This is a genomic window from Gordonia terrae, from assembly GCF_001698225.1.
Lineage (GTDB): Bacteria > Actinomycetota > Actinomycetes > Mycobacteriales > Mycobacteriaceae > Gordonia > Gordonia terrae.
This window is the reverse complement of sequence record NZ_CP016594.1, coordinates 4,255,264-4,278,801: the sequence shown is the minus strand read 5'-3', so window position 1 is coordinate 4,278,801 and position 23,538 is coordinate 4,255,264. Positions and strand designations below refer to the sequence as shown.

The 23,538-nt window shown below is 68.4% G+C and carries 16 protein-coding genes; 14 read left to right on the top strand and 2 right to left on the bottom strand.

What is annotated here, in order from left to right; translation table 11 throughout:
* Positions 1-3: 3 nt before the first annotated feature.
* The 9 genes from BCM27_RS19220 (at position 4) to BCM27_RS19180 (ending at position 14,988) form a co-directional block, all read left to right on the top strand.
* Entirely contained in the window at positions 4-1,257 is a 1,254-nt protein-coding gene (locus tag BCM27_RS19220) for a CaiB/BaiF CoA transferase family protein (protein WP_004019479.1), read from the top strand.
* A gap of 202 nt (positions 1,258-1,459) precedes the next feature.
* On the top strand, positions 1,460-3,001 hold the full coding sequence (locus tag BCM27_RS19215; RefSeq protein WP_004019478.1) for a class I adenylate-forming enzyme family protein: 1,542 nt from the start codon (positions 1,460-1,462) through the stop codon (positions 2,999-3,001).
* Between the two features lie 34 nt (positions 3,002-3,035).
* Positions 3,036-4,439, top strand: coding sequence for an MFS transporter (locus tag BCM27_RS19210; RefSeq protein WP_004019477.1), 1,404 nt, complete (start codon positions 3,036-3,038; stop codon positions 4,437-4,439).
* 2 nt (positions 4,440-4,441) lie between these two features.
* Positions 4,442-6,568, top strand: a complete 2,127-nt coding sequence (locus BCM27_RS19205; protein WP_081486973.1) for a molybdopterin-containing oxidoreductase family protein — start codon at positions 4,442-4,444, stop codon at positions 6,566-6,568.
* Positions 6,565-8,808, top strand: coding sequence for a molybdopterin-dependent oxidoreductase (locus tag BCM27_RS19200; protein WP_004019475.1), 2,244 nt, complete (start codon positions 6,565-6,567; stop codon positions 8,806-8,808). The genes BCM27_RS19205 and BCM27_RS19200 overlap by 4 nt, the downstream gene beginning before the upstream one ends.
* Positions 8,808-10,451, top strand: a complete 1,644-nt coding sequence (locus tag BCM27_RS19195) for an FAD-dependent oxidoreductase (RefSeq protein WP_033204087.1) — start codon at positions 8,808-8,810, stop codon at positions 10,449-10,451. The genes BCM27_RS19200 and BCM27_RS19195 overlap by 1 nt, the downstream gene beginning before the upstream one ends.
* Complete coding sequence (locus BCM27_RS19190) at positions 10,448-12,577, top strand: molybdopterin-containing oxidoreductase family protein (RefSeq protein ID WP_004019473.1); 2,130 nt, start codon at positions 10,448-10,450, stop codon at positions 12,575-12,577. Before BCM27_RS19195 ends, BCM27_RS19190 begins: the two co-directional genes overlap by 4 nt.
* A 139-nt stretch (positions 12,578-12,716) precedes the next feature.
* Positions 12,717-14,240, top strand: coding sequence for a class I adenylate-forming enzyme family protein (locus tag BCM27_RS19185; protein ID WP_004019472.1), 1,524 nt, complete (start codon positions 12,717-12,719; stop codon positions 14,238-14,240).
* 4 nt (positions 14,241-14,244) lie between these two features.
* On the top strand, positions 14,245-14,988 hold the full coding sequence (locus tag BCM27_RS19180; protein WP_004019471.1) for an SDR family oxidoreductase: 744 nt from the start codon (positions 14,245-14,247) through the stop codon (positions 14,986-14,988).
* 10 nt (positions 14,989-14,998) lie between these two features.
* Here BCM27_RS19180 and BCM27_RS19175 read toward each other — a convergent pair whose 3' ends face one another.
* The gene (locus BCM27_RS19175) at positions 14,999-15,832 is read right to left on the bottom strand and encodes a glucose 1-dehydrogenase (protein ID WP_004019470.1); all 834 of its coding nucleotides are present in this window, start codon (positions 15,830-15,832) and stop codon (positions 14,999-15,001) included.
* A 126-nt stretch (positions 15,833-15,958) separates the two neighbouring features.
* Between BCM27_RS19175 and BCM27_RS19170 the strand changes: the two genes are divergently transcribed.
* From BCM27_RS19170 to BCM27_RS19160, 3 genes are all read left to right on the top strand, one after another.
* Positions 15,959-16,768 (top strand): enoyl-CoA hydratase-related protein, encoded by an 810-nt coding sequence (locus BCM27_RS19170; RefSeq protein WP_004019469.1) that lies wholly within the window; start codon positions 15,959-15,961, stop codon positions 16,766-16,768.
* 70 nt (positions 16,769-16,838) lie between these two features.
* Positions 16,839-17,879 (top strand): LLM class F420-dependent oxidoreductase, encoded by a 1,041-nt coding sequence (locus tag BCM27_RS19165; protein WP_004019468.1) that lies wholly within the window; start codon positions 16,839-16,841, stop codon positions 17,877-17,879.
* 213 nt (positions 17,880-18,092) lie between these two features.
* Complete coding sequence (locus tag BCM27_RS19160) at positions 18,093-19,460, top strand: MFS transporter (RefSeq protein ID WP_004019467.1); 1,368 nt, start codon at positions 18,093-18,095, stop codon at positions 19,458-19,460.
* On the opposite strand, the gene BCM27_RS19155 is transcribed toward BCM27_RS19160, so the two are convergent.
* Positions 19,426-20,289 carry an alpha/beta fold hydrolase gene (locus tag BCM27_RS19155; RefSeq protein ID WP_004019466.1) on the bottom strand — a complete coding sequence of 288 codons (864 nt, stop codon included), beginning with the start codon at positions 20,287-20,289 and terminating at the stop codon, positions 19,426-19,428. The two genes, BCM27_RS19160 and BCM27_RS19155, sit on opposite strands and share 35 nt — an antisense overlap.
* 83 nt (positions 20,290-20,372) lie before the next feature.
* On the opposite strand from BCM27_RS19155, the gene BCM27_RS19150 reads away from it, so the two are divergent.
* Both BCM27_RS19150 and BCM27_RS19145 read left to right on the top strand, forming a co-directional pair.
* Entirely contained in the window at positions 20,373-21,824 is a 1,452-nt protein-coding gene (locus tag BCM27_RS19150) for an MFS transporter (RefSeq protein WP_004019465.1), read from the top strand.
* A 107-nt stretch (positions 21,825-21,931) separates the two neighbouring features.
* Entirely contained in the window at positions 21,932-23,428 is a 1,497-nt protein-coding gene (locus tag BCM27_RS19145) for an aldehyde dehydrogenase (RefSeq protein ID WP_004019464.1), read from the top strand.
* Positions 23,429-23,538: the final 110 nt, after the last annotated feature.

Below are 23,538 nucleotides of genomic sequence, written 5' to 3'. Positions count from 1 at the left end.
ACGATGAGTGGGTACTCCCTTCTCGATGGGATTCGGGTAATCGAGGTGGCCCAGCTGGCGCCTTCGTCGGTGGGTGGCCATCTCGCCGACCTGGGTGCCGAGGTGATCAAGGTCGAGGCCGGTCCGCTCGGCGATCCGGTGCGCGTCGGCGGCGCCCGGGCGGTCGGGTCCCCGGACGGGCCCGCCTTCATGCATCTGCGCTGGAACCGTGGCAAGAAGTCCGTGGCGCTCGACTTGCGCAGCCCTGAGGGGAGACAGGCCTTCCTGGACCTCGCGCGCGAGTGCGACGCGGTCGTCGAGGGGATGCGCGGCGGTTATCTCGACTGGCTGGGGGTCGGCTACGACTCGCTGCGAGAGGTGAATCCGGCGATCGTGCTGTGCACGGTCTCCGGGATGGGCGGCGACGGCCCCTACCGGACACTCGGCACCGGGGGTCCCGTCTTCGACGCGTACGCCGGGCTGCGGGAGGTGCGAACCCCGACCGAACCGCCGGTGTCCGGCATGGCCGGTTCGACGGCGCCGCCCATCGCGATGTACGCCCTCGGTGCCTACGGTGCGATGGGCCTGCTCGCCGCGTTGCTGAAGGCTCGCGCCGCCGGCGTCGGCTGCCACGTGGAGGTGGCCGGCATCGATGTGGCGGCTGCGTGGATGCCGGACCTTGCCGATGCCGAGCTGAACAAGGACCGGTCGATCGCGCGGCCGACCTGGCTGCCCGATGGGCGACTGCCCGACTGGCCGCGGCTCGAGGCATACCGCACCAGGGACGGCGAGGCCGTCCTGTTCGGGTCCCATGTCGAGAAGTTCTGGCGCAACTTCCTGCGCGCCGTCGGCCGTGACGATCTGATCGACGTCGACCTGTCCTCCGCCGACGACGGCGCTCCTGCGCGCGCCGACATGGTCTGGCGGGCACTGACCGAGATCTTCGCGCAGCGGACGCGGGCCGAGTGGATCGAGTTGTTCCTCGAGCACGAGATCGCCGGCGGACCGGTCAACAGTGTCGGGGACATGTTGGCGGACCCGCACTTCCGCGCCAGGAAGAACACCTACCGGGTGGATCACGACGGGGTCGGCGACCTGGAATTCGTCGTCAGTCCGGTGCGTGTCGCGGGGGAGGAGTTCGCTCCGCCACTTCCGCCGGACGTCGGCGCCGACACCCCTGAGGTGTTGCGGACGGTGGCCGGATACGACGACGCCCAGATCGCCGTCGCGGCGGATCCGCGCGTCCCCGCGGCCGGTGTACGGGTGCACTCCGGCTGACTCGTATCGCCTTTGACACCCGTACGAAAACCGTTGTGCGGGTGTAATTGTCGTGTCCGTGACACCGAGCCGAGATGCCTGCGCCGATCGGCGCACCGCATTGCGCGAAGCATCTAAAGGTGTTAGTTTAATCTCACTTTGAGTGAGGGGGATCACACCCCCCTGTGCCGGTCGGGGGATCGACGTCGACGAAGGAGTATGAATGAATCTCTCGGACCTGACCCGCTTCTGGGGACGAACGCGGCCCGAGCAGGAAGCGATCGTGTTCGGGGACACCCGGCAGACCTGGGCTGAGGTCGACGCGATCACCGACGCACTCGCCCGGGGTCTCGCCGCCCGCGGCGTCGGCAAGGGCGACCGGGTGTCGGTCATGATGCTCAACCGGCCCGAGCTCGCCCACCTGATCCTCGCGACCCTCAAGCTCGGGGCCGTGTGTGCACCGCTGAACTTCCGTCTCACGGGTCGAGAACTCGCGCCGATGGTCATCGACGCGGCGCCCCGGGTGATCGTCGTCGAGGACGCGTTCGCTCCCCTGCTCGATGTCGCCCGCGGGCAACTCGACTTCGAGACGTATTCGATCGAGGGCGGCGCCTTCCCGGCATACGACACGCTCCTGGATGCCGGCCCGGCACCCGTCGTCGCCATCGACCCCGACGATGCGGCGTTCATCTGCTACACCTCCGGGACCACCGGAGTGCAGAAGGGCGCGCTCATCACCCATCGCAACGCGATGACGCCGGGTATCTCGCAGACGATCACCTTCGGTTTCTCCGCCCGCGACCGGGTGCTCTGCTCGGCGCCGCTGGTGTACACCGGCTCGGTGCTGTCCATCTTCATGCAGCTGGTGGTCGTTCCCGGGGCGACGATGGTCCTGCTCCGGGAATACGATCCCGAGATCGCTCTGGACGTCCTCGAACGGGAGCAGATCACCGCGACCACCACCGTGCCGGTCATCTGGGAGCGGATGACGACCCTGCCGGACTTCGGTTCTCGGTCGCTCGCGACATTCACCTTCGCCGGGACGGGCGGTGCGCCGGTCAGCCTCGATCTCCTCGATTTCTATCGCACGCACGGAATCCCGCTGACGCAGTGCTACGGATTGACCGAGGCGTCCGGGATGGTGTCCACGCTGGAGTACCGAGACGCGGTCACGCGGCCCGGTTTCGCCGGCCTGCCGCTGGTCGGAACCTCCGTGCGCATCGGCGAACCCCACGACGAGGCCGCGGTGGGTGAGGTGGGGGAGATCCTCGTGCGCGGTGAGCATGTGCTGCGCGAGTACTGGAACAAACCCGAGGCGACCGCGGCGACCCTGACCGACGGCTGGTTGCGCACCGGGGACCTCGGGATCAAGGACGACGCAGGCTTTCTCCGGATCGTCGACCGCAGCAAGGACATGTTGATCTCGGGCGGCCTGAACGTGTATCCCGCCGAGATCGAGAACGCCCTGCACGGCATCGAGGGCCTGGTGGACCTGGCCGTGATCGGTGTCAAGGACGACAGGTGGGGCGAGGTCCCGATGGTGGTGTTCCACTCCGAGCGACCGGCATCCGAGATCGTGGCCGACATCGCCGATGTGGCCGGCGAGGCCCTGGCGAAGTTCAAGCGGCCGAAACATGCGGTCGCACTGGATGAACCGCTGCCGCGGACCTTCTCCGGAAAGCTCGCGAAACCGTCGCTGCGAGCACGTTTCCCGGAGCCTCCCGCCGATGCCCTCGCCGTCGAGGGCTCCGCGACTCCCGCCTGACCAGGCAACCCCTTCTCCCGAGAGGACACCCGTGATGGGTTCTCCGCGTGATGTCAACATCTCCCACCTCATCGACACCGCCCCGGTGTCCGGTCTGCAGAAGCGGGCCTTCGCGATGTGCCTCGTCCTGGCAGTGCTCGACGGGATGGATGCCCAGCTGATCGGGTTCGCGATCCCCGCGCTCTCCGACGACTGGGAGTTGTCCAAGGCGTCGTTCGGACTGCTGCTCGCACTGAGCAGCGGCGCGATGGTCCTGGGCAGCCTGGTGTTCGGTCCCGTGGCCGACCGGTGGGGCCGACGGCGGGTGATCATCGTCTGCACGGTGATCTTCTCCGTGTTCACCCTGGCCTCGGCCCTCGCCACCTCGATGGGCGTCCTGATCGTCCTGCGCATCCTCGCCGGGATCGGGCTCGGGGGCGTCACGCCGAACCTCATCGCCTTGACGAGCGAGTACAGCCCGGCCCGCGTTCGCGCCACGATGGTGACGATCGTCGTCGCCGGGATGTCCCTGGGGGGCTTCGTCGGCGGTCTCGCTGCCGCTCAGCTGATCCCCGCCTTCGGATGGCAATCGATCTTCGTCGCGGGCGGGATCCTCCCGCTGGTCGCCGTCCTCGGTGCCTGGGCCTGGCTACCGGAGTCCGGCAAGTTCCTGGCGGCGCGGGGCGACCACGGTGAGGTCGCCCGCATCGTCTCCGCGATCGACCCGCGGACGGACCTGACCGGTCCGGTGCGCTTCACCCAGGACACCCAGGTCGTCACCAGCTCACCGGTTCGCGAACTGTTCACCGCTGGTAGAGGTCTCGACACCGTGCTCCTGTGGGTGGTGTTCGTCGTCAACTTCCTCGTCATCTACTTCCTGTTCGGCTGGATGCCATCGCTGTTCAGCGAGGCGGGCCAGAGTTCGAGTACGGCGATCACCGCGGCCGCGTTGTTCAACCTGGGCGGTATGGCGGGTGCGCTGTCCGCCGGGTGGATCACCGACCGGGTGGCAGCGGCCTGGCGGTCGGGCGGCACACGCGCCGCGTATGTCGTGGTCATGGCGGGTTACACGCTGGGGGCGGTGTTCATCGGCGTCGTCGCGATGGTGCTCGGGAACGCCGCGCTGCTGCTGATCGCCATCTGCGTCGTCGGGTTCGGGATCTCGGGCAGTTCGGCCGGGATCATCGCGATCGCGGCGTCGATCTATCCGGTGGCCGCGCGCTCGACGGGCATCGGCTGGGCCATGGGGGTCGGCCGGGTGGGATCGATCATCGGACCGACGGTCGGTGCGGCACTCATCGCCGCCGGGTTGGACGCTCGCACGATCTTCCTGGCCATGGCGATGCCGACCGTGCTCGCGGTGGTCACCCTCGGAGTGTTGAACGCACGGGAGGGTCGGCGTCTGCGGCGCGCGCAGGACGGAGCCCGACCCGCCCCGACAACGGCGGACGTCCATTGACCGTGCGATCCGACACGGTGCGCCGAACGTCGTACTGCCGGCTGTGCGCGTCGTCGTGCGGCGTGCTGCTCGACATCGAGGATGGACGCATCCGGGACGTGCTGGGCGATGCGCAGCATCCGATCTCCGGTGGGTACACCTGTCCGAAAGGCCGCCGCGGGGCAGACCTCACCCATGGGTCCGGCCGACTGACCACGTCGATGCGGCGCACCGCCGACGGGCGGCACGAGCCGATCGCGGTACCCCTCGCGGTCGCCGACATCGCCGCGCGCCTCCGGCGGATCGTCGACGAGCACGGGCCCGACGCGGTCGCGCTGTTCTGTGGGACGCAACAGAACTTCGCCGCCCTCACCCCGCCGTCGGCGCGCGCATGGTTCCGCGGGACCGGCTCGCACAAGCTCTTCTCCACCATGACCATCGACCAGTCCGCCAAATGGGTTGTGGCCGAGCGGATGGGCACATACCTCGGTGGGAGTCAGCGGTTCGCCGACGCCGATGTGTGGCTGCTGATCGGCACCAACCCCGTCGTGTCCGGCAACGGTGGTGACGGGGACGGCGCGGTCGTGCAGAACCCGGCGACCACCCTGCGGCGAGCACGTGAGCGCGGACTCACCCTCATCGTCGTGGATCCGCGACGCACGGAGACCGCCGCCCTCGCCGACATCCACCTCGCGCCCCGACCCGGCACGGACGCGGTGATGCTCGCCGGACTCCTCCACGTGATCCTGGCCGAGGGCCTCCACGATCCGGCCTTCTGCGGCCGTCACGCCGCAGGTCTGCCCGCCCTCCGAGCGGCGGTCGGTGGAGTCACTCCCGCTGTCGTGGAACGGATCTGCGATGTCCCGGCGCAGGACGTGCGCGCCGCCGCACGTGCTTTCGGACGGGGAAGCCGGGGGATGGCCACCAGCGGGACCGGACTGTGTATGGGTCCGCACTCGAACGTCGCCGAGCATCTCGTCGCCACCCTGAACGTGGTGTGCGGACGGTACCTCCGCGAAGGAGAACGCGCAGATGATCGTGCCGTGCTGACCCGGCATCTGCCAGCTCGAGAGGAGGTCGCCGCACCGGCCAGGGCGTACGAACGAGGTTTTCGCAGCAGGGTCGGCGGTGTGCGTGCGATCCGCGGCGAGTTGCCTTCCGGCATCCTCGCCGACGAGATCCTCGAACCGGGCCCGGATCGTGTTCGCGCACTGGTCGTCTCGGGCGGGAACCCCGCGGCAGCCCTACCGGACCGTGCGAAGACGTTGCGCGCGTTGCGTTCCCTCGACCTGCTCGTGTGTATCGATCCCTTCATGTCGGACACCGCCCGCCTCGCGCACCACGTCATCGCCCCCACCACGATGTACGAACGCGCCGATCACACCGCGGTCATGGAGCCCTTTTTCCCGCGTCGCTTCGCACAATTCACGTCCCCGGTCGTCACACCGCCGGCCGGGGTCGTCGACGACTGGCGGTTCTTCTTCGACCTCGCGGCCGCCTCCGGGCAGCCCTTCAAGTTCGCCGGACGGATACTGGATCCCTCGTCCCCGCCCACGCCCACAGAGCTGTTGGCGATGATGACCGAGCGGGGGCGCCTGCCGTTCGACGAGCTGGTCTCGGCCGAGCACGGTCGGCTTGTCGGGGACAGCGGCACCGTCGTCTCGCCGCCGACCCCGGAGGCGGCCGGTCGGCGCCTCGAGTTGATGCCCGACGATGTCCGCGCCGAGCTCGAGGACGCGCTGCAGCCGTCGCCGGTCGCGGGCGACTTCCCTTTCCGGCTGGTGGTGCGGCGAATCCGGGAAGCCGTCAACTCCACCGGAGTCCGGGTTCCCGGACTCGTCCCGGGCGGAGGGAATCCGGCACGTGTGCATCCCGATGACCTCGAACGGCTGGGGGTGGCCGACGGCGCACAGGTCGTCCTGCGGTCGGCTTCCGGTTCCCTGCGCGCCACCGCGCGCGCCGATCACACCCTCGCGCGGGGTGCCGTCTCGATGACCCACTGCTTCGGCGGGGTCGACGGTGACGCTGCCGGGGTCAATGTCAACAACCTGACCGGGACGCTCGATGGGGTGCAGACGATCAACGCCATGCCGACGCTGTCCGCCGTTCCCGTCGCGATCGTCCCGGCCACCGAGGAGGAGGGTTCATGACCGGCGGAGCACACTCGACGGTGACCGTCGGGCGACGGATCTGCCCGTTGTGCGAGTCGACCTGTGGGCTCGTCGTCGAACTCGCCGGTCGGAGTGTGACGGGGGTGGCGCCCAACCCCGACGATGCGCTCAGTGCCGGACACAGCTGCGCGAAGGGGCTCGGGCTGGGCCGTATCGAGAACGACCCGGACCGCATCCGCACCCCGCTCCTGCGGACGCCGTCCGGGGACTTCCGAGCAGTGGGCTGGGAGGAGGCGTTCGCCGAGATCGGCCGCAGGCTGCCGGAATTCGTCGCCGACGACCCGGGCAGCTGTGCGATCTACCACGGCAACCCCGCGGCCCATCACCTCGACGCCACCTTCTACCTCGGCGAACTGATCGCCGCCGTCGGGACCCGCAATGTCTACTCGCCGGCCAGCGTCGACACCTGGCCGAAGAATCTCGCCCACATGCTGCTCTACGGAACCGGCCTCGGGCTGAGTCTGCCCGACCTCGACCGTACCGACCACCTGTTGATCCTGGGCTCGAATCCCATGGTGTCCAACGGGAGTACGGTCACCGCGCCGGGCATGCACGAGAGATTGCGCGCGTTGCGGGAGCGGGGTGGCACCCTCGTGGTCGTCGACCCGGTACGTACCCGGACGGCCGAGATGGCCGACATACACGTCCCGATTCTCCCGGGCACCGATGCACTCTTCCTGCTGGCGGTCCTGGCGGTGATCGCCGAGGAGGGGTTGGCCAGACCGGAGCGGATTCCCGAGGTCGTCGACGGCGTGGACGAGGCACTGACCATGGCCCGGGAGTTCTCACCCGAATCGGTGGCGGACGCCTGCGGAATCGATGCCGAGACCATCCGCGCGGTGGCCCGGGGGTTCGCGACGGCCCCGTCCGCCGTGGCGCATTCCCGGATCGGCACCTGCATGCAGGAGTTCGGCACACTGGCGAACTGGCTCGTGGAACTCCTGACGATCGTCACCGGCAACCTGGATCGTGCGGGCGGCGCGATGTTCTCGCTTCCTGCCGCGGGCGGACCGAACACGTGGCCGGTGACCCGTCCACCGAAGCTCATGTTCGATCGGTGGCGATCGCGCGTCCGTGGCCTCCCAGAAGCGTTGGGCGAGTTGCCCGCGGTGTGCTTCGCCGAGGAGATCCTCACCCCGGGGCCGGGGCGGACACGGGCGCTGGTCACCATCGCGGGGAACCCCGCGCGTTCGCTGCCGAACAGCGGTGCGGTCGAGGCCGCCCTCGCATCGCTGGAGTTCATGGTGTCGGTGGACTGCTACCTCAACGAGACCACCCGCCACGCCGACGTCATCCTGCCGCCGCCGCCGCTGATGACCCGCGGACACCACGATGTGACGTTGTCGCACTTCCAGATCCGCAACGTCGCCCGCTACACCCCGCCGCTGCTCGCCCTCGGTGACGACGAACTCGCCGAGTGGCAGATCATGCTCCGGCTGGCCGCCATCGCCCAGGGGGCCCCGAACCGGACCGTGGCGGAGACGGACGACGCCGTCGCGGCGGTGGCGGTTCGCCGGGCGGCGAAACTGTCCGGACGCGACCCCGGCGTCGTCGAGTCGGCGGTCGCCGGACGGACGGGGCCCCAGCGTCTCCTCGACCTACGCCTGCGTAGCGGGCCGTACGGTGACCGGTTCGACGACGATGAGGGAGGGCTGAGTCTGGCTCTCCTGGAATCGAATCCGGACGGGATCGACTTCGGTCCGCTGCAGCCGCGGCTCCCCGGTGTGCTGCGTACCCCGAATGGTCGGATCGACCTGATGCCCGAGTTGATCACCGCCGACCTGCCGCGCCTGCGGGCGGCGTCGATGGCTCCCCGGGGATTGGTGCTCATCAACCGCCGGCAGCGGCGCGGGATGAACTCGTGGTTGCACAATGCGCTCCCGCAGAACGACGCCGGACAGTGCGCGTTGCTGACGAGCCCGCGCGACGCCGTCGAGCTCGGGGTCGTCGATGGAGACCTCGTCGCGGTGACCTCGTCGACGAGCACCGTGGTGGCGGAGATCCGCGTCGACGACGCGATGCGCCCGGGCGTGGTGAGCATGCCTCATGGCTGGGGTCACCACGGTCCGGGCCTGCGGACCTCGCGCGCGGTGGCTGCCCCCGGCGCGAACTACAACGCATTGGTGACCGAGGCCGGGCATCTCGACGTGCCCACCTCGTCGCCGGTCTTCAACGGCATACCGGTGACGGTCACCCTGATGAGCGAGGAGAAGCGCTGATGCCCTATGTGGTCACGCAGAACTGCTGCAACGACGCGACATGTGTCGCCGTCTGCCCGGTCGATTGCATCCACCCGACGCCCGCCGAACGCGAGTACGCGCGGACCGAGATGCTCTACATCGACCCGGGGACGTGCATCGACTGCGGCGCCTGTGCCGACGTCTGTCCGGTCGACGCGATCGTGCCCGGCGACTCCACGGGGCCCGATGTCGATCGCTATCTCGAACTCAACGCCGACTACTTCCGGCGGAATCCACGAGACGCCCCGGCAGGTGCGCACGTGCAACCGGTCCCGGTGGCGATCGCGACCGCCGGGGTGACGGATCCGCCGCGGGTGCGGGTCGCGATCGTGGGGTCGGGTCCGTCGGCGTTCTACGCCGCCGAGGAACTGCTGGCGCGCCGGGACATCGACGCCGAGGTCACGATGTTCGAGCGGCTTCCGGTGGCCGGCGGGCTGGTCCGGTTCGGGGTCGCGCCCGATCACTGGCACACGAAAACCGTGGATCGCGTCTTCGGGCGCACCGCGAGGCGCGACGGGTTCACCTTGCATCTGGGTGTCGAGGTCGGCCGCGACGTGACACTCGACGAGGTGGCGGCCCATCACCACGCGGTCATCCACGCCTCGGGCGCCTCGGGGGACCGGCGGCTGGGGATCGCCGGCGAGGACCTCCCGGGCAGCCACTCCGCCCGCGAGTTCGTCGCCTGGTACAACGGGCATCCCGACCACGTCGATCGATCCTTCGACCTGTCGGGTGAGCGTGCCGTCGTCGTCGGCAACGGCAACGTCGCGCTGGACGTCGCACGGATACTCGTGTCCGATATGGAGGCACTGCGGCGCACCGACATCGCCGATCACGCGCTGACCGCTCTGGCCGGCAGTGAAATCAGGGAAGTGGTGGTCCTCGGTCGGCGCGGGCCCGAGTACGCAGCCTGCACCACCCCGGAATTGATGGCACTCGGTTCGTTGCCCGGGGTCGACGTGATCGTCGACCCGCCGGTGTCGGCGGGTTCGGAGGCATCGGCGAAACTGCGCCTCCTGGAGGAGTATTCGCGACGAGTACCGGTGCCCGGGAACAAGCGGATCGTGCTGCGGTTCGAGGCGACGCCGCTGGAGGTCATCGGATCCGACCGCGTGCGCGGTCTGGCCACGAGCCACACCGCGTCCGGGGAGCGCACCGAGATCGACTGCGGCCTGGTGCTGCGCGCGGTCGGCTACCGCGGGCTCCCCATCGACGGCCTCCCCTTCGATCCGGTGTCGTCGAGGGTCGTGAACGTCGGAGGTCGTGTGGTTGATCCGGCGACCGGTTCGCCGGCGCCGGGGCAGTATGTGGCGGGCTGGATCAAGCGCGGCGCGACCGGGGTGATCGGAACCAACCGGTGGTGTGCGGTCGAGACCGTGGGTTCCTTGCTCGATGATCTCCGCGGTGGACTGCTGCTCGAACCCGTCGGCAGCGGTGACGATCTGACCGCACTCGTGCGCGAGCGATGTCCGGAGGTGATGGACGGGGCCGACTGGCGGGCCATCGACAGGTGGGAACGCCAGGAGGGACGCGCGGCCGGGAGGCCACGGGTGAAAGTCGTCGATGCCGAGGCGGCGGTGAACATCGCCCGGACAGCCAGTCTGCCCGGTGTTCCGGGATGAGCGCGCCGGCCCGGCAGGTCCACACCTTCTGCCGCATCTGCGAGCCCGGGTGCGGGCTGCTGGCCACGGTCGACGCCGATCGCATCGTGGGATTGCAACCGGACCCGGATCATCCTGTACACCGCGGCTTCTCCTGCCACAAGGGACCGCACTACCTGGATGTCCATTCCGATCCGGATCGGGTCGATCACCCGCTGCGACGAGTCGGGACCGGCGACCGCCGGGACGGCGACTTCGAGCGTGTGTCCTGGGACGAGGCGGTTCGCGACATCGCCGACCGGCTCGGCGCCATCCGAGACAGATACGGCCGCAACGCATTGGCGGTGTACCAGGGCAACCCATCGGCGTTCAACGGTCTCTACTATGCGAACGCGGCGCGGATCGCGCGGGGGTTCGACACGCGGATGAGGTTCAGCGCCGGGACCCAGGACACATCGGCCAAGTACGCGGCGAGCGAGGCCGTCTACGGCGCGTCGATGGCACACCCGATTCCGGACCTGCTGCACACCCACTACTTCCTGTGCCTCGGGAGCAATCCGCAGGTCTCCCACATGACGTTGATCCACATCTCGGATCCGATGGCCAAACTGCGCGCGATCGCCAAGCGCGGCGGGACAGTGCTGTTCGTCAATCCGCGCCGCATCGAGTCGTCGACGCCGGAGACCGGCGACGTGCTGCTGATCACCCCGGACACCGACTTCTACTTTCTGGCCGGGCTCCTGCACGAGATCGTGTTCCGGATCGGATTCGACCGTGGCGCAGTCGAACAGCATGCGCGGGGGATCGACGATCTGCTCGACTTCGTCTCACGCTACCCGGTGGAGCGGGTCGCCGGGGTCACGGGGATCCCCGCCGAGACGATCGCCCGGGTCGCCGACGAGTTCTGCGCCGCGCCGAGTGCGAGCATCTACATGGCCACCGGCGTCAACCAGGGCAGGCTGGGCACGCTCGCCTACTGGATGCTCACCATGGTCAGTCTGTTCTCCGGGAACCTCGGACGCCGCGGCGGCAACATCTACTCGCGAGGCGTCGCCGACGTCGTCCAGAACTCCCGGCGCCGGCGCGCGGACCCGTTCTTCTCCGGTCCGCTCGGGGAGATCCGCACCGTCGGAGGGGATCTCCCCGCCGCCATGCTGCCGGACTTCATCGAGCGCTCCGACGACCCGATCCGTGCCCTGATCGTGGTGTCGGGCAACCCACTCCTGTCGGTCGGCGGTGGAGACCGGTTGCGGCGTGCCCTGGAATCGCTGGAGTTGATCGTCACCGTGGACCTGTATCGCACCGTGACGGGCGAGATCGGGGACTACATCCTGCCTGCGACGGACTGGCTCGAGCGCGAAGACGTCAACTTCCTGAACACGATGGGGGTGGCGATGGAGCCCTACGTCCAATACACCCCCGCTGTCGTCGCGCCGGTGGGGCAACGGCGTGACGACTGGTGGATTCTCTCGCGCATCCAGCAGGAGATGGGTGTACCGAGCCTTCTCGACGACCCGGAGGCCGGCCCTCTCGCGGCGATCGACGCCGTGCTGCGGGAAGCGGACCTGTCCGTCGAGACGCTCAAGGACAAACCATGTCAGACCGAGGTGCTTCCGGAAGCGGTGCCCAGCGATGTCTTCGACATCGCGGTGCAGCACGACGACGGCCTGATCGACTGCTGTCCCGATCTGTTCCGTCGGTCTTTCGACGATGCCGAACGGATCCTCGAGGGTCTCGTGGCGGAGCCGGACGACCAGCTCAAGCTGATCACCCGGCGCAACCACTTCATGGTGAACAGCTGGCTGCACAATCTCCCGGTTCTGAAACAGGGTGTCCATCAGGACAATCCGCTGTGGATGAACCCCGTCGACATGCGCCGGCGCGATCTCGTGGACGGCGACGACGTCACCGTGCGCAATCTCCATGGCGCTCTGCCGGCCGTGGTCGTCGGGGACGACACCCTGCGCGAAGGCGTGGTGGCGATGACCCATGGCTGGGGCCAGGACCGGGCGCGCGGTCTCGACGTGGCCCGACGCCATCCGGGGGTGAACGTCAACCAACTCGCGCCGTCCGGGGCGAAGGGGTACGACCCCCTCAGCAACCAATCGCATCTCACCGGGATCAACGTCGAGGTGATCCGCCGCTGATCCGGTGCGGGGTTGCCAACATAACCGAATGCTTTTAGATTAGTCGGTGTGACCCGGGACACCTTCGATCGGTGCGGCCCGGGCCGCCCCGCGCGCCTGACCGAGTCGGCGACGTCCACACCCAAACAGGAGGCTGTACATGAGCGGAACCGTCGTCGACGCACTCGGATACTGGGCCCGCACGGTGCCGGACCAGGCCGCGATCGACTTCGCCGGCGATGTGGTCACCTACCGCGAACTCGACACCTGGGCAGACGGGGTCGCCCACGACCTGCGGTCTCGCAGCGTCGGAGTAGGCGACCGGGTGAGCTATGTCGGCGTGAACTCGCTGGAGTGGTGTGTCGCCGCCCTGGGCGCCATGAAGGTGGGTGCGATCTCGGCGCCGTTCAACCAACGCATGCTCGCCGGGGAACTGACGGTCCTCGTCGACGACTGCGACCCCGCGGTCGTGTTCTGCGACGCGGACCTGCGCTCTCGTGTGGAGGAGGTGCGCAGCACCCGCGACACGTTCGTCATCGCGGAGTTCGAGGCCGATGTGCGACCGCTGCGCGGCGTCGCGCACCCGGCGTATCGCAGCCCGGTGGTCGAGTTGTCGGACCCCACGGCGATCGTGTTCACCAGCGGGACAACGGGTAAGCCGAAGGGGGTCGTGTTCACGCACGCGACGATCGCCGGGGAGATGCACGAATGGTCACTGATGGAACCGATCCAGCAGAACGGCCTGCGCCCGTTGCTCGTCCTCCCGCTGTTCACGGCCGCGGGCATCATCTGGGGGATCTCACGCACCGTCTTGCACGGCGGGACGTTGCTCCTGCAACCCGGATTCGATCCGGAGTCCGCGCTGCGGGTCCTGATCGGGAGCCGGGCAACGACTCTCACCGGCCCACCGATCCTCTTCGAGCAGATCTCCCGGGTGGCGGGCTTCGCCGATGCCGATCTGGCCCACCTGACCACCGCGCACGTGGGCGGCGCGCGTGTGCCGTCCGCGCTGGTGGGTGTCTGGCTGGACCGCGGTGTCCAATTGCGGCAGATATACGGGCAGACGGAGATCGGTGGATCGGCCTCGGCGATGCCCCGTGCGGAGGCGGCCGAGCATCCCGACAAATGCGGATTCGGCGGCATCTTCACCAAGATCCGTGTCGTCGACGCCGACGGGAACGACTGCGCCCCGAACTCCGTCGGGCAGATCCTGTTGCGGGGTCCGGGCATGATGCCGGGGTATTGGCGTAATGAGGACGCGACCCGCGCGGCACTGATCGACGGTTGGCTGCACACCGGCGACCTCGGCACACTCGACGAGAACGGCTATCTGACTTTCGTGGATCGTCTGAAGGACATGATCATCTCCGGCGGTCTGAACATCTCCCCGGTGGAGATCGAACAGGTGATCAACCGGATCCCCGGAGTCGAGGAGGTGGCGGTGATCAGCGTTCCCGACGACAAGTTCGGCGAGACACCCGCGGCGGTGGTCAAAAAGGTCGAGGGCCTCACCGAGGTCGACATCGTCGAATTCTGCAACCGCAACCTCGCGGACTACAAGGTGCCACGGTACGTGGTCTTCGTCGACGAGGGTCTCCCGCGAATGCCCAGCGGAAAGATCTCCAAGCGGCAGCTCCGGGATACGTACTCCGATGTCCCGCAGACCTATCCGAAGGTCAGGTGAGGTCGTGGATCGCGCGGAACGGGTCGCGGTCGTCACCGGGGGCGGGCGGGGCATCGGCGCCGCGATCTCGCGACGACTGGCTGCGGAAGGGCATGCGGTTGCGGTCAACTACGCCTCCGGCGCGGCGGCGGCCCAAGAGGTGGCGGGTGAGATCGTCGCGGCCGGCGGACGCGCGGTCGCCATCCGTGCCGACGTCTCGGATGCCGCTCAGGCGGAGAAGCTGATCGCCGAGGCGGCACGGGTGCTCGGCCCGCCGACCGTACTGGTCAACAACGCGGGGATGAATCTCGCAGCGTCGGCGCGCAAGCAGTCTCCACACGAGTGGGACCGGGTCATCGGCGTCAATCTCAGCGGCGCCTTCTACTGTGCGCACGCGGCTCTACCTGCCATGTACGACGCCGGGTGGGGTCGGGTCGTCTTCCTGAGCAGTCCGTCCGGCGGGCGGCGACCGTCGCCGGGGATGAGCGCCTACTCGGCCGCCAAGGCCGGCCTCGTGGGGATGACCCGTTCGCTGGCGCAGGAGGTCGCCCGCCGCGGCATCACCGTGAATGCCGTCATGCCGGGGTTCGTCGAGACCGACATCATCGCCTCGGGCGGCGAGAACGCGGCGGCGAACCTGGCCGCGCACTGGCCACGTGTACCCGCCGAGTCCATCGCTGCGACAATCTCCTTCCTGGTCGGAGAGGACGGCCGGCACGTCTCGGGCGAGGAGGTCGGAGTCTGGCTCGGCGGGCCCGTGGGGGTCTGACCGTAGTCGGCTACCGCCGGTGCTGCGCGGCCGCGGCGTCGGCTTCCGCGCGGTAGTTCCGCGGCCACGCCTTGCCCAGGGTGAGGCCGCCGTCGACGATCATGTTCTGTCCGGTGATGAAGGAGGCGTCGTCGGAGACGAGATAGCCGATGGCACCGGCGATGTCGTCTCCCTCACCCGCCCGGGGGACGGGTTGGAACGATGCGAGCCCCCGGCGTACGGTCTCGATGCTGGCGTCCAGGTCGTCACCGTCCAATCCCGCACCGCTGCCGACGATCCGGGTGGCGACGCCACCCGGGGTCACCGCGTTGACGCGGATACCGAACTCGGCCAGTTCGCGCGCCGCGCTGCGGGTCAGCGCGAGAACCGCGGCCTTCGCGGCGCCGTACGGGTGGGGGCCGAACCCCGTACGCAACCCGGCCACCGACGAGACGTTCACGATGGTGCCGAATCCTTGGTCGCGCATGACACGCGAGGCATGTTTGGTGCCGAAGAACGCGCTGCGTGCGAGCACGGCGAACGCCGAATCCCAGTCCTCGGCGGACGTGTCGGCGATGTAGGTCCAGTTGCCGACCCGGCCGGCGTTGTTGACCATCGCGTCCAGACGGCCGAAGCGGGTGGTGGCCTCCTGAACCGCTGCAGCGACATCGTCTTCGTCGGTCACGTCGGCGTGGATGTGGACCGCGCGGTCGCCGAGAGCGGCCGCGACGGCCACGGCGCGCTCGTCATCGATGTCGGCCACCACCACTCGCACGCCTCTGGCTGCCAGCAGGCCGCAGGTGGCTGCGCCGATCCCGCTGGCGCCGCCGGTCACCACGGCGACCTTTCCGTCGAGTCCGTTCATGGCGTTGGCCCTTTCCGCGAGTGCTCCGTGGTCTTCGATCTTGAGGAATTAATCTAAAGACATTAGCCTGAATTCGAGACGCGCACCACGGAATCGGGCGCGCCGCGAACGCGAGGAGAATGCCGCATGCCGGATGCGATCGTGACCGAGAGGCCCCGCCCGGGCGTTCTGCTGATTCGGCTCGACCGGCCGGACGCGTTGAACGCGATGAATGCTCGGTTGGTCGAGTCCTTGCACGAGGTGCTTGCGGAGGTGCGCCACGACTCCGAGACGCGCGCAATCGTGCTCACCGGAAACGGCCGGGCCTTTTGCGCCGGGATCGATCTGCGCGGTTATGGCGAACCACCCGGCGCGCGAGAAGGCGAGGGACGGGCGCAGGCCGGCATGCGGGTGCAACAACACATCGCCGCACTGATGGAGGCGTTCCGTGGGGCTCGGCCACCGGTGATCGCCGCTGTCAACGGGGCCGCCGCCGGCGGAGGGATGGCCCTGGCGCTGATGGCCGACGTCCGGATCATGTCCGACACGGCATCCATGCATGCCTCGTTCATCAACCGCGGGCAGTCGAGTTGCGACATCGGGGTGAGCTGGTTGCTCCCCAGGATGATCGGGTTCGCCCGGGCCGCCGAGATCATGCTCACCGGGCGACCGGTGGACGCCGCCGAATGCGAGCGTGTGGGCATCGTCTCGAGATCGGTTCCGTCCGAACAGATCGTGGACGAAGCCATCGGCATCGCGGAGAACGTCGCGCGGAACAGTCCATTCGGGGTGTGGATGACCAAGGAAGTGATGTGGTCGAATCTCGAGGTCCCGAGTCTCCGCGCGGCAATGGACCTGGAGAACCGGACGCAGATCCTGGCGGCGATGACCAGAGACCATCGCGAGGCGGTCCTGTCATTTCTCGAGAAGCGGCCTGCGGTCTACCGGAATCACTGAGCAGTCATCCCTGCCGGAATCACTGGGCGACAACGGTATCGGCGAGAAGTAGCAGAGAGGCAGCGGTGGCATGAAGGTCGGTGTGATGGCCGGGTACTGGGGAGCGGGACCGCCGCGGCGGATCGAGCAGACGCTCGCCGAGGCCGAGGCGCTCGGCGTGGACAGCTTCTGGACCGCGGAATCGTATGGGTCCGACGCCTTGACGCCACTTGCGTGGTGGGGCTCGCGGACGTCGACCATCGCGCTCGGCACCTCGGTGTGCCAGATGGCCGCACGCACTCCCACCGCGCTGGCGATGGCCGCGCAGACGATCGATCATCTCAGCGGGGGTCGCCTCATCCTCGGCATCGGGGCGTCGGGCCCCCAGGTCGTCGAAGGTTGGTACGGCACCCCCTATCCACGCCCGCTGGAGCGCACTCGTGAGTACGTGTCGATCATGCGTGCGGTGTGGGCGCGGGATGAACCGGTCACGTTCGACGGCAGGCACTTTCAACTGCCGTTGGACGGGGGCACCGGGTTGGGGAAACCGTTGAAGTCGATCGTGCACCCGCTTCGCGCCGACATCCCGGTGTACATGGGTGCCGAGGGACCGAAGAACGTGGCCCTCGCCGCGGAGATCGCCGACGGCTGGACACCGCTGTGGTTCTCGCCGAAGACCGACGGGTTCTACCGTGCCGCGCTGGCGGACGGGTTCGCCCGCGAGACCGCGCGCCGGACGGCCGACGACTTCGAGATCGCCAACGTGTGCTGGCTCGCGGAGGACGACGATGTCGAACGGGCGGCCGCGCGGTTGAAGCCCGTGGTCGCGCTCTATGCCGGCGGGATGGGCGCCAAAGGGGCGAACTTCCACAACGACGTCTTCGTCCGCATGGGATGGGGAGAGGTGTGTGCCGAGATCCAATCGCTCTATCTGGCCGGCCGCTCCGATCTCGCCGCCCAGGCGGTGCCCACCGCCATGGTCGAGGACGTCGCACTGGTGGGGCCGGTCGACAAGATCTGCGAGGACATCGTGACCAGGTGGAAACCGACGTGTCTGACGACGTTGATCCTGGGCGGTTGGCCGCGGCGCGAAGAATCGAGGAACCGGATTCTCGAGGCCGTCCGGGCCTGAGGCCGGTCCAGTCGCTGCCCCTGATCCGGTTGCATCACAATGCAACTGCTTCCCGAACCGACTGAACCACACAAGTGGGGTCGCTGCTTTCGGATCGGGGAACGACGGCCGCGATTCTCCCGGTCTGGCACAAAACAAATGCCTTTAGGTTAATGTTCGCAGGGTCACTGTCCTTTTCGGGTGCAATGCCCGGTACCGAAGGCGAAGGATCTCATGAGTCAGACCACATCATCGGCGAGCCGGGACAACTCCCCGGCGGCGCCACCCACCACGCCCGAGATGTCGAAGAAGGCCGGCCGGGCTGCGTTCGTCGGGACACTCTTGGAGTACTACGATTTCAGCCTCTACGCGTCCGCGGCCTCCGTGGTGTTCGCGAGTGTGTTCTTCTCCGGATCGAGTCCGCTCCTCGGCACCTTGCAGGCGGTGGGGACGTTCGCCATCGGTTTTGTCGTGCGCCCCGTCGGTGGTGTCATCCTGGGCAGCCTCGGAGATCGATACGGCCGCAAGCGCATCCTGGTCCTCACACTCGTCCTGATGGGCGCGGCGACCATGCTGGTCGGTGTGCTGCCCAGTCACGGCCAGATCGGCTGGCTCGCTCCGTTGATGCTGGTGATGCTGCGGGTCGTCCAAGGTATCGGGGCCAGCGCCGAGTACGGCGGCGCGACCCTTGTCGCCGTCGAATTCGCGCCGCAGCGCAAGCGCGGCCTGCTCGGGTCGCTGCCCGGTATGGGCGCGGCGCTCGGCGGTGTGCTGGGAACGAGTGCGCTCCTGCTCTGCTCGACGGTCATGTCCGAGGACGTGTTCATGAGCTGGGGTTGGCGTATTCCGTTCCTGTGCAGCGGTTTCATCCTCGCGTACGGGTTGTGGTTGCGCCGATCGCTGCCCGAGACGCCGGAGTTCCATCGGATCGAGGACACCGGCGGCCCGGCGCGGACCCCGGTCCGTGACGTCATCAACCAGCAGCCGATGGCGTTGCTCGTGGTGATGGTGATGGCCATCGGGATGACCGGTATCGGCTACTTCTACCTCGTGTTCATGGGCACCTTCGGTGCCAATCAGCTCGGGCTGGGCAGTAGTGACATCCTGATCGGTCTGATCGCCGCCCAGGTGGCGAACGCGCTGTTGATCCCGGTGTTCGGCGGACTGTCCGATCGCGTGGGACGGCGGGTCATCATCATGGGCGGGTTCGTCTACAGCGCGGTGTTCGCCTGGCCCGCATTCTGGTTGCTCTCCGAATACGGGTCCTCGGCGATGTTCTGGCTCGTTCTCGCCCTGGGCAACGGGCTGGGCGTGGGCATGGTCTTCGGGCCGATGGGTGCCTATGTGACCGAGTTGTTCCGGTCCCGGCATGTGTTCAGCGGACTGGGGCTCGGCCGGGAAGCCGGAAACGCGCTCGGCGCCGCGATCGTGCCGCTCGTCGCGGTGCCGCTCGCCTTCGACGACACGACCGTGTGGCTCAGTGTGTTGCTCTGCGCCATAGCCCTTCTCGGCCTGGCGGCGGCCTGGTTGTCGCGGGTGGGTCCGGAGGTGGGCGCCGTCGCGGCCCTCACATCCGGAGATCCTGGTCGAGGAACTCGATGAGTCCCTCGCTGAGGACGTCGTTGTCGTCGCCGCTGACCATGTGTCCGGCGCCGCCGACATCGATCTGACGGGCGGTCGGGATCAACCGGAGGAGGTCGCGTGCGTTCTCCGGGCTGACCACGTCGGACTGCGCACCCCGGATCAGCAGCGTGGGTACGGTGATCGCCCGCGCTGCTGTCCGCGCCTGCTCCTCGCGAACGCCGGCCTGCTCGGGGCTGTTGGACCGGTCCGCCATCATCCGCGGGTCCCAGTGCCAGTACCACCGCCCGTCGCGTCGTCGCAGATTCTTGCGCAGCCCGTCCGGTCGCGGGGGCCGGCGGCGGTGCGGGTTGTAGGCCGCCACCGCCGCGGCGGCGTCGTCGAGCGAGTCGAAGCCCGCCAGGCCGTCCCGCATGAAGGTCGAGATCTTCTCCAGTCCCGCCGGTTCGGCGCTGGGTGTGATGTCGACCAGGACGAGGCCGCGGGCGAGCGTCGGGTCGGCTCCCTGCGCGATCAGCGAGGCCATCCCCCCGAGGGAGGCGCCGATGAGGACCGGGCGGGTCTCCATGGCCGCGACCACCGCTGCCAGGTCGCGGGCGTGCGCGGCGATCGAGTAGTCACCGTCCGCCGCCCAGTCGCTGTCCCCGTGGCCCCGGGCGTCGATCGTCGTCGCGGTCCAGCCGTGTTCGGCGAGCCGTTGTCCGGTGCGCTGCCACGAATGCCGCGTCTGGCCGCCACCGTGCATGAGGAGCGCGGTCCCCGCCGCAGGCAGCTCGCGTGGATCCCAGCGATCAGCCGCCAGGGTGACACCGTCCCCCCGCAGGCGGATGGCGCTTGTGGTGTCGGACATGGACGTTCCCTCCGTCGATGATGCACGCATCAAACTAACGGTATAAGGTTTATTGACAAACGACAACGGAAGGGGCTCCAGGGGTGAACCGTCCCGAAGGCACCGCGGCGTCGAACCGCTGGGCGGTCGCGGCCCTCTGCTTCGCCGTGACGACGATGTCCGTCCTGCAAGCCGCGGTCGTTCCGGTGATCCCGACGATGTCGACGCAACTGGGGGTCGGACCCGCCGAGATCGGATGGGTCCTGACCGCCAACCTGCTCTCGGCGGCGATCTGTACGCCGGTGCTCAGCAAGCTCGCGGACCGCCGCGGGGGACGACGCGTCCTGATCGCCATCCTCGTCGTGGTCGTCCTCGGTTCCGTCCTGTGCGTAGTGGCCGCGAATCTGCCGCTGCTCGTGATCGGGCGTGTACTGCAGGGCTCCGCGTTCGCCATCTTCCCGATCGGCGTCGCGGTGCTCCGCGAGACCTCCGACCACCGCAGGCTCGCGCACGCCATCGGGCTGATGTCGGGGATGATGGCGGGCGGCGCGGGGCTGGGGATGGTAGCCGCCGGCGTGCTGGTCGCGGGCGACGGACCCTACCAGCGGGTCTTCTGGATGTTGCTGACGCTGAGCGTCCTCTCGCTCGGCTGGGTGTCCGTTGCGGTCCCCGCGACGCCGGGCGCGGCAGTGCCGGGCCCGGGGGCCGACGTGGCCGGTGTGCTCCTGCTCGCGATCGGCCTCTGTGCGGTGTTGCTGGCACTCGCCGAAGGCCCGCGCCGATCGGCCGGGCTCGCCGTCGGAGTGGGTCTCGGAGGCGTGGCGTGCCTCGGGCTCTGGTGTCTCCACGAGCGCCGGGCGGGTGCGCCCCTGGTGCCGCCCAGGGCGATGGTCGGACGGCGGGTGACTCCCGCGCACATCGCCGCGGCGCTCGTGGGAGCGGCGATGTACTTTCAGTTCCTCGGTATCGCGCAGTTCGTCCAGGCAGAACCGGATGTCGCCGGTTACGGTTTCGGGGCGAGTGTGCTGGCGGCGAGTGTGGTGTTCCTGCTCCCCGGCGCCGGCGCCGGGTTCGTCGCCGCCGCGGTGAGTGGGCGACTCATCCACCGGTTTCGCGGAGACCGGGTCCTCGCGGCGATGTGCGTCATCGGTGTGATCGCGTTCGTGCTCCTCGTCCTCGCCCGCGACCGGCCGTGGCAGCTGATCGTCGCGGCCGTCGTGGTCAATGTCTTCGTCAGTGGCTCCTACGCGGCACTGCCGTCCTTGTTGACCGACGCGGTACCGGCGGCGGACACGGCGGTTGCCAATGGTGTGAACGCGATCGCGCGGATCGTCGGCAGCTCGATCGCGAGTGCGACGGTGGCCTCGCTCTTCGCGACCCTCACGGTCACGGGCGGAGCCCGCCCGTCGGAGACGGCGTACGGCCTGGTCTTCGCACTCGGTGGCGCCGCCGCCGGAGCCGCAGGCGTCGTCGGTCTGATGTCTCGTCACGGACGGCAGGGTGCCGAGACCGCGGCCACCGCTGCGATACATCGGACAGAATATGTCAGCTGTTGACCTAATGGCGTTCGGTTATTAAGCTGTGCTGTGATCCGCTTCACAGGCGGCGCAGTGGTGTGGTCCGCGCTGGTCCGCCGCGATTTTCTCGAGGAGAACTGCTTTTCATGACAATCACAGAACAAGCCACCGATCCACTCGCCACCGTGGCCGATCGCGACCAGGTGTTCATCGGCGGCCGGTGGGTCGACTCGTCGGGTGACGAGTGGATCGAGGTCGTCGACTCGTACTTCGAGCGCACCGCCGCACGCGCACGGGCCGCGACCGCCGACGACATGGCACGCGCGGTCGAGGCGGCGCGGACCTCGTTCGATGAGGGGACGTGGGTGCGCACGCCGATCGCCGAGCGGGCCGCGGTCATCGACACCATCGCCGACCGGCTGGAGGCGCGGGTTGCCGAGCTGACGACGCTGGGCATCGTCGAAGTCGGCGTTCCGGTTCCGGTGAGCGCGATGACGCAGCAGATGACGGTGGGGTTGTTCCGCGCGGTCGCCGAGGAGGCCCGCAAGGTGAACCTGCGCGAGGATCGGACGCGCGCCGACGGCGGGATCTCGCGCATCCTCAAGGAGCCGAGCGGAGTGGTCGCCGCGATCATCCCGTGGAACGGTCCCATCGGCACGATTGCGTTCAAGGTGATCCCGGCACTGGCGGCGGGTTGTTCGGTCGTGCTCAAGACCTCGCCGGAAGCTCCGCTGTCCCCGTCGGTGTTCGCCGACGTGGTCGGTGAACTCGTCGACGAGGGCGTGATCCCCGAGGGCGTACTCAGCGTCCTCGTCGCCGACCGCGAGGTCTCCGAATTGCTCGTCACCGACCCGCGGGTCGATCACATCACCTTCACCGGGAGCACTGCGACCGGTCGCCGGATCATGAACCTCGCCGGCGACCGGGTCGCGAAGGTCTCCCTGGAACTCGGTGGTAAGTCGGCGGCCATCATCCTCGACGACGCCGACCTGAACACGGTCATGCAGAACCTGCCGATGGCCGGGTGTCTGCAGTCCGGCCAGGCCTGCATCGCCCTGACCCGCGTCCTGGTCTCGGCTGCGCGACACGACGAGGTCGTCGAGGCCTACAAAGCGGCACTCGGCATGATCCCCATCGGAAACCCCTGGGAAGAAACGAATTTCCTCGGCCCGTTGACCTCGGCGCGTCAGCGAGACCGCGTGGAGGGTTACATCGAGGCGGCGCGCAAGGAGGGCGCCGAGATCGTCCATGGGGGTGGCCGCGTCGGCGACCAGGGCTTCTTCGTGCAACCGACCCTTGTCGACAACGTACGCAACGACATGACCATCGCGCAGGAAGAAGTCTTCGGTCCGGTGATCTCGATCATCACCTATGAAGACGAGGACGACGCCGTGGCCATCGCCAACGACTCCGAGTACGGCCTCTCGGGTGCGGTGTTCACTTCCGACGTCGAGCATGGATTCGAAGTGGCGCAACGTATCCGGACCGGGACGGTGAACGTGAACGCGTCCGTCATCGACTTCACGCTGCCGTTCGGCGGCTATAAGCAGTCCGGCGTCGGACGTGAAGGGGGCCCTGAAGGGCTCGACGAATTCTTCGAGCTCAAGACGGTCCATCTCCCGGCGCCGCAACCGGAGGCCTAGAGCAAACCCTCCCGCATGCCGAAACGGCGTGGCGCCTGCCACGCCGTTTCGGCATGCCTGCTTTCTGTCATGTCTTCGCGAGAGTGCTCGGTTTCCGTAAAGCTGTGTCG

Excerpts from the sequence above, each read along its gene's own strand:
- BCM27_RS19210 (WP_004019477.1), top strand. The coding sequence starts at position 3,036 with ATGGGTTCTCCGCGTGATGTCAACATCTCCCACCTCATCGACACCGCC.
- BCM27_RS19155 (WP_004019466.1), bottom strand. The coding sequence starts at position 20,289 with ATGTCCGACACCACAAGCGCCATCCGCCTGCGGGGGGACGGTGTCACC.
- BCM27_RS19190 (WP_004019473.1), top strand. The coding sequence starts at position 10,448 with ATGAGCGCGCCGGCCCGGCAGGTCCACACCTTCTGCCGCATCTGCGAG.
- BCM27_RS19220 (WP_004019479.1), top strand. The coding sequence starts at position 4 with ATGAGTGGGTACTCCCTTCTCGATGGGATTCGGGTAATCGAGGTGGCC.
- BCM27_RS19160 (WP_004019467.1), top strand. The coding sequence starts at position 18,093 with ATGAGTCAGACCACATCATCGGCGAGCCGGGACAACTCCCCGGCGGCG.
- BCM27_RS19195 (WP_033204087.1), top strand. The coding sequence starts at position 8,808 with ATGCCCTATGTGGTCACGCAGAACTGCTGCAACGACGCGACATGTGTC.
- BCM27_RS19175 (WP_004019470.1), bottom strand. The coding sequence starts at position 15,832 with ATGAACGGACTCGACGGAAAGGTCGCCGTGGTGACCGGCGGCGCCAGC.
- BCM27_RS19170 (WP_004019469.1), top strand. The coding sequence starts at position 15,959 with ATGCCGGATGCGATCGTGACCGAGAGGCCCCGCCCGGGCGTTCTGCTG.
- BCM27_RS19200 (WP_004019475.1), top strand. The coding sequence starts at position 6,565 with ATGACCGGCGGAGCACACTCGACGGTGACCGTCGGGCGACGGATCTGC.
- BCM27_RS19145 (WP_004019464.1), top strand. The coding sequence starts at position 21,932 with ATGACAATCACAGAACAAGCCACCGATCCACTCGCCACCGTGGCCGAT.
- BCM27_RS19215 (WP_004019478.1), top strand. The coding sequence starts at position 1,460 with ATGAATCTCTCGGACCTGACCCGCTTCTGGGGACGAACGCGGCCCGAG.
- BCM27_RS19165 (WP_004019468.1), top strand. The coding sequence starts at position 16,839 with ATGAAGGTCGGTGTGATGGCCGGGTACTGGGGAGCGGGACCGCCGCGG.
- BCM27_RS19185 (WP_004019472.1), top strand. The coding sequence starts at position 12,717 with ATGAGCGGAACCGTCGTCGACGCACTCGGATACTGGGCCCGCACGGTG.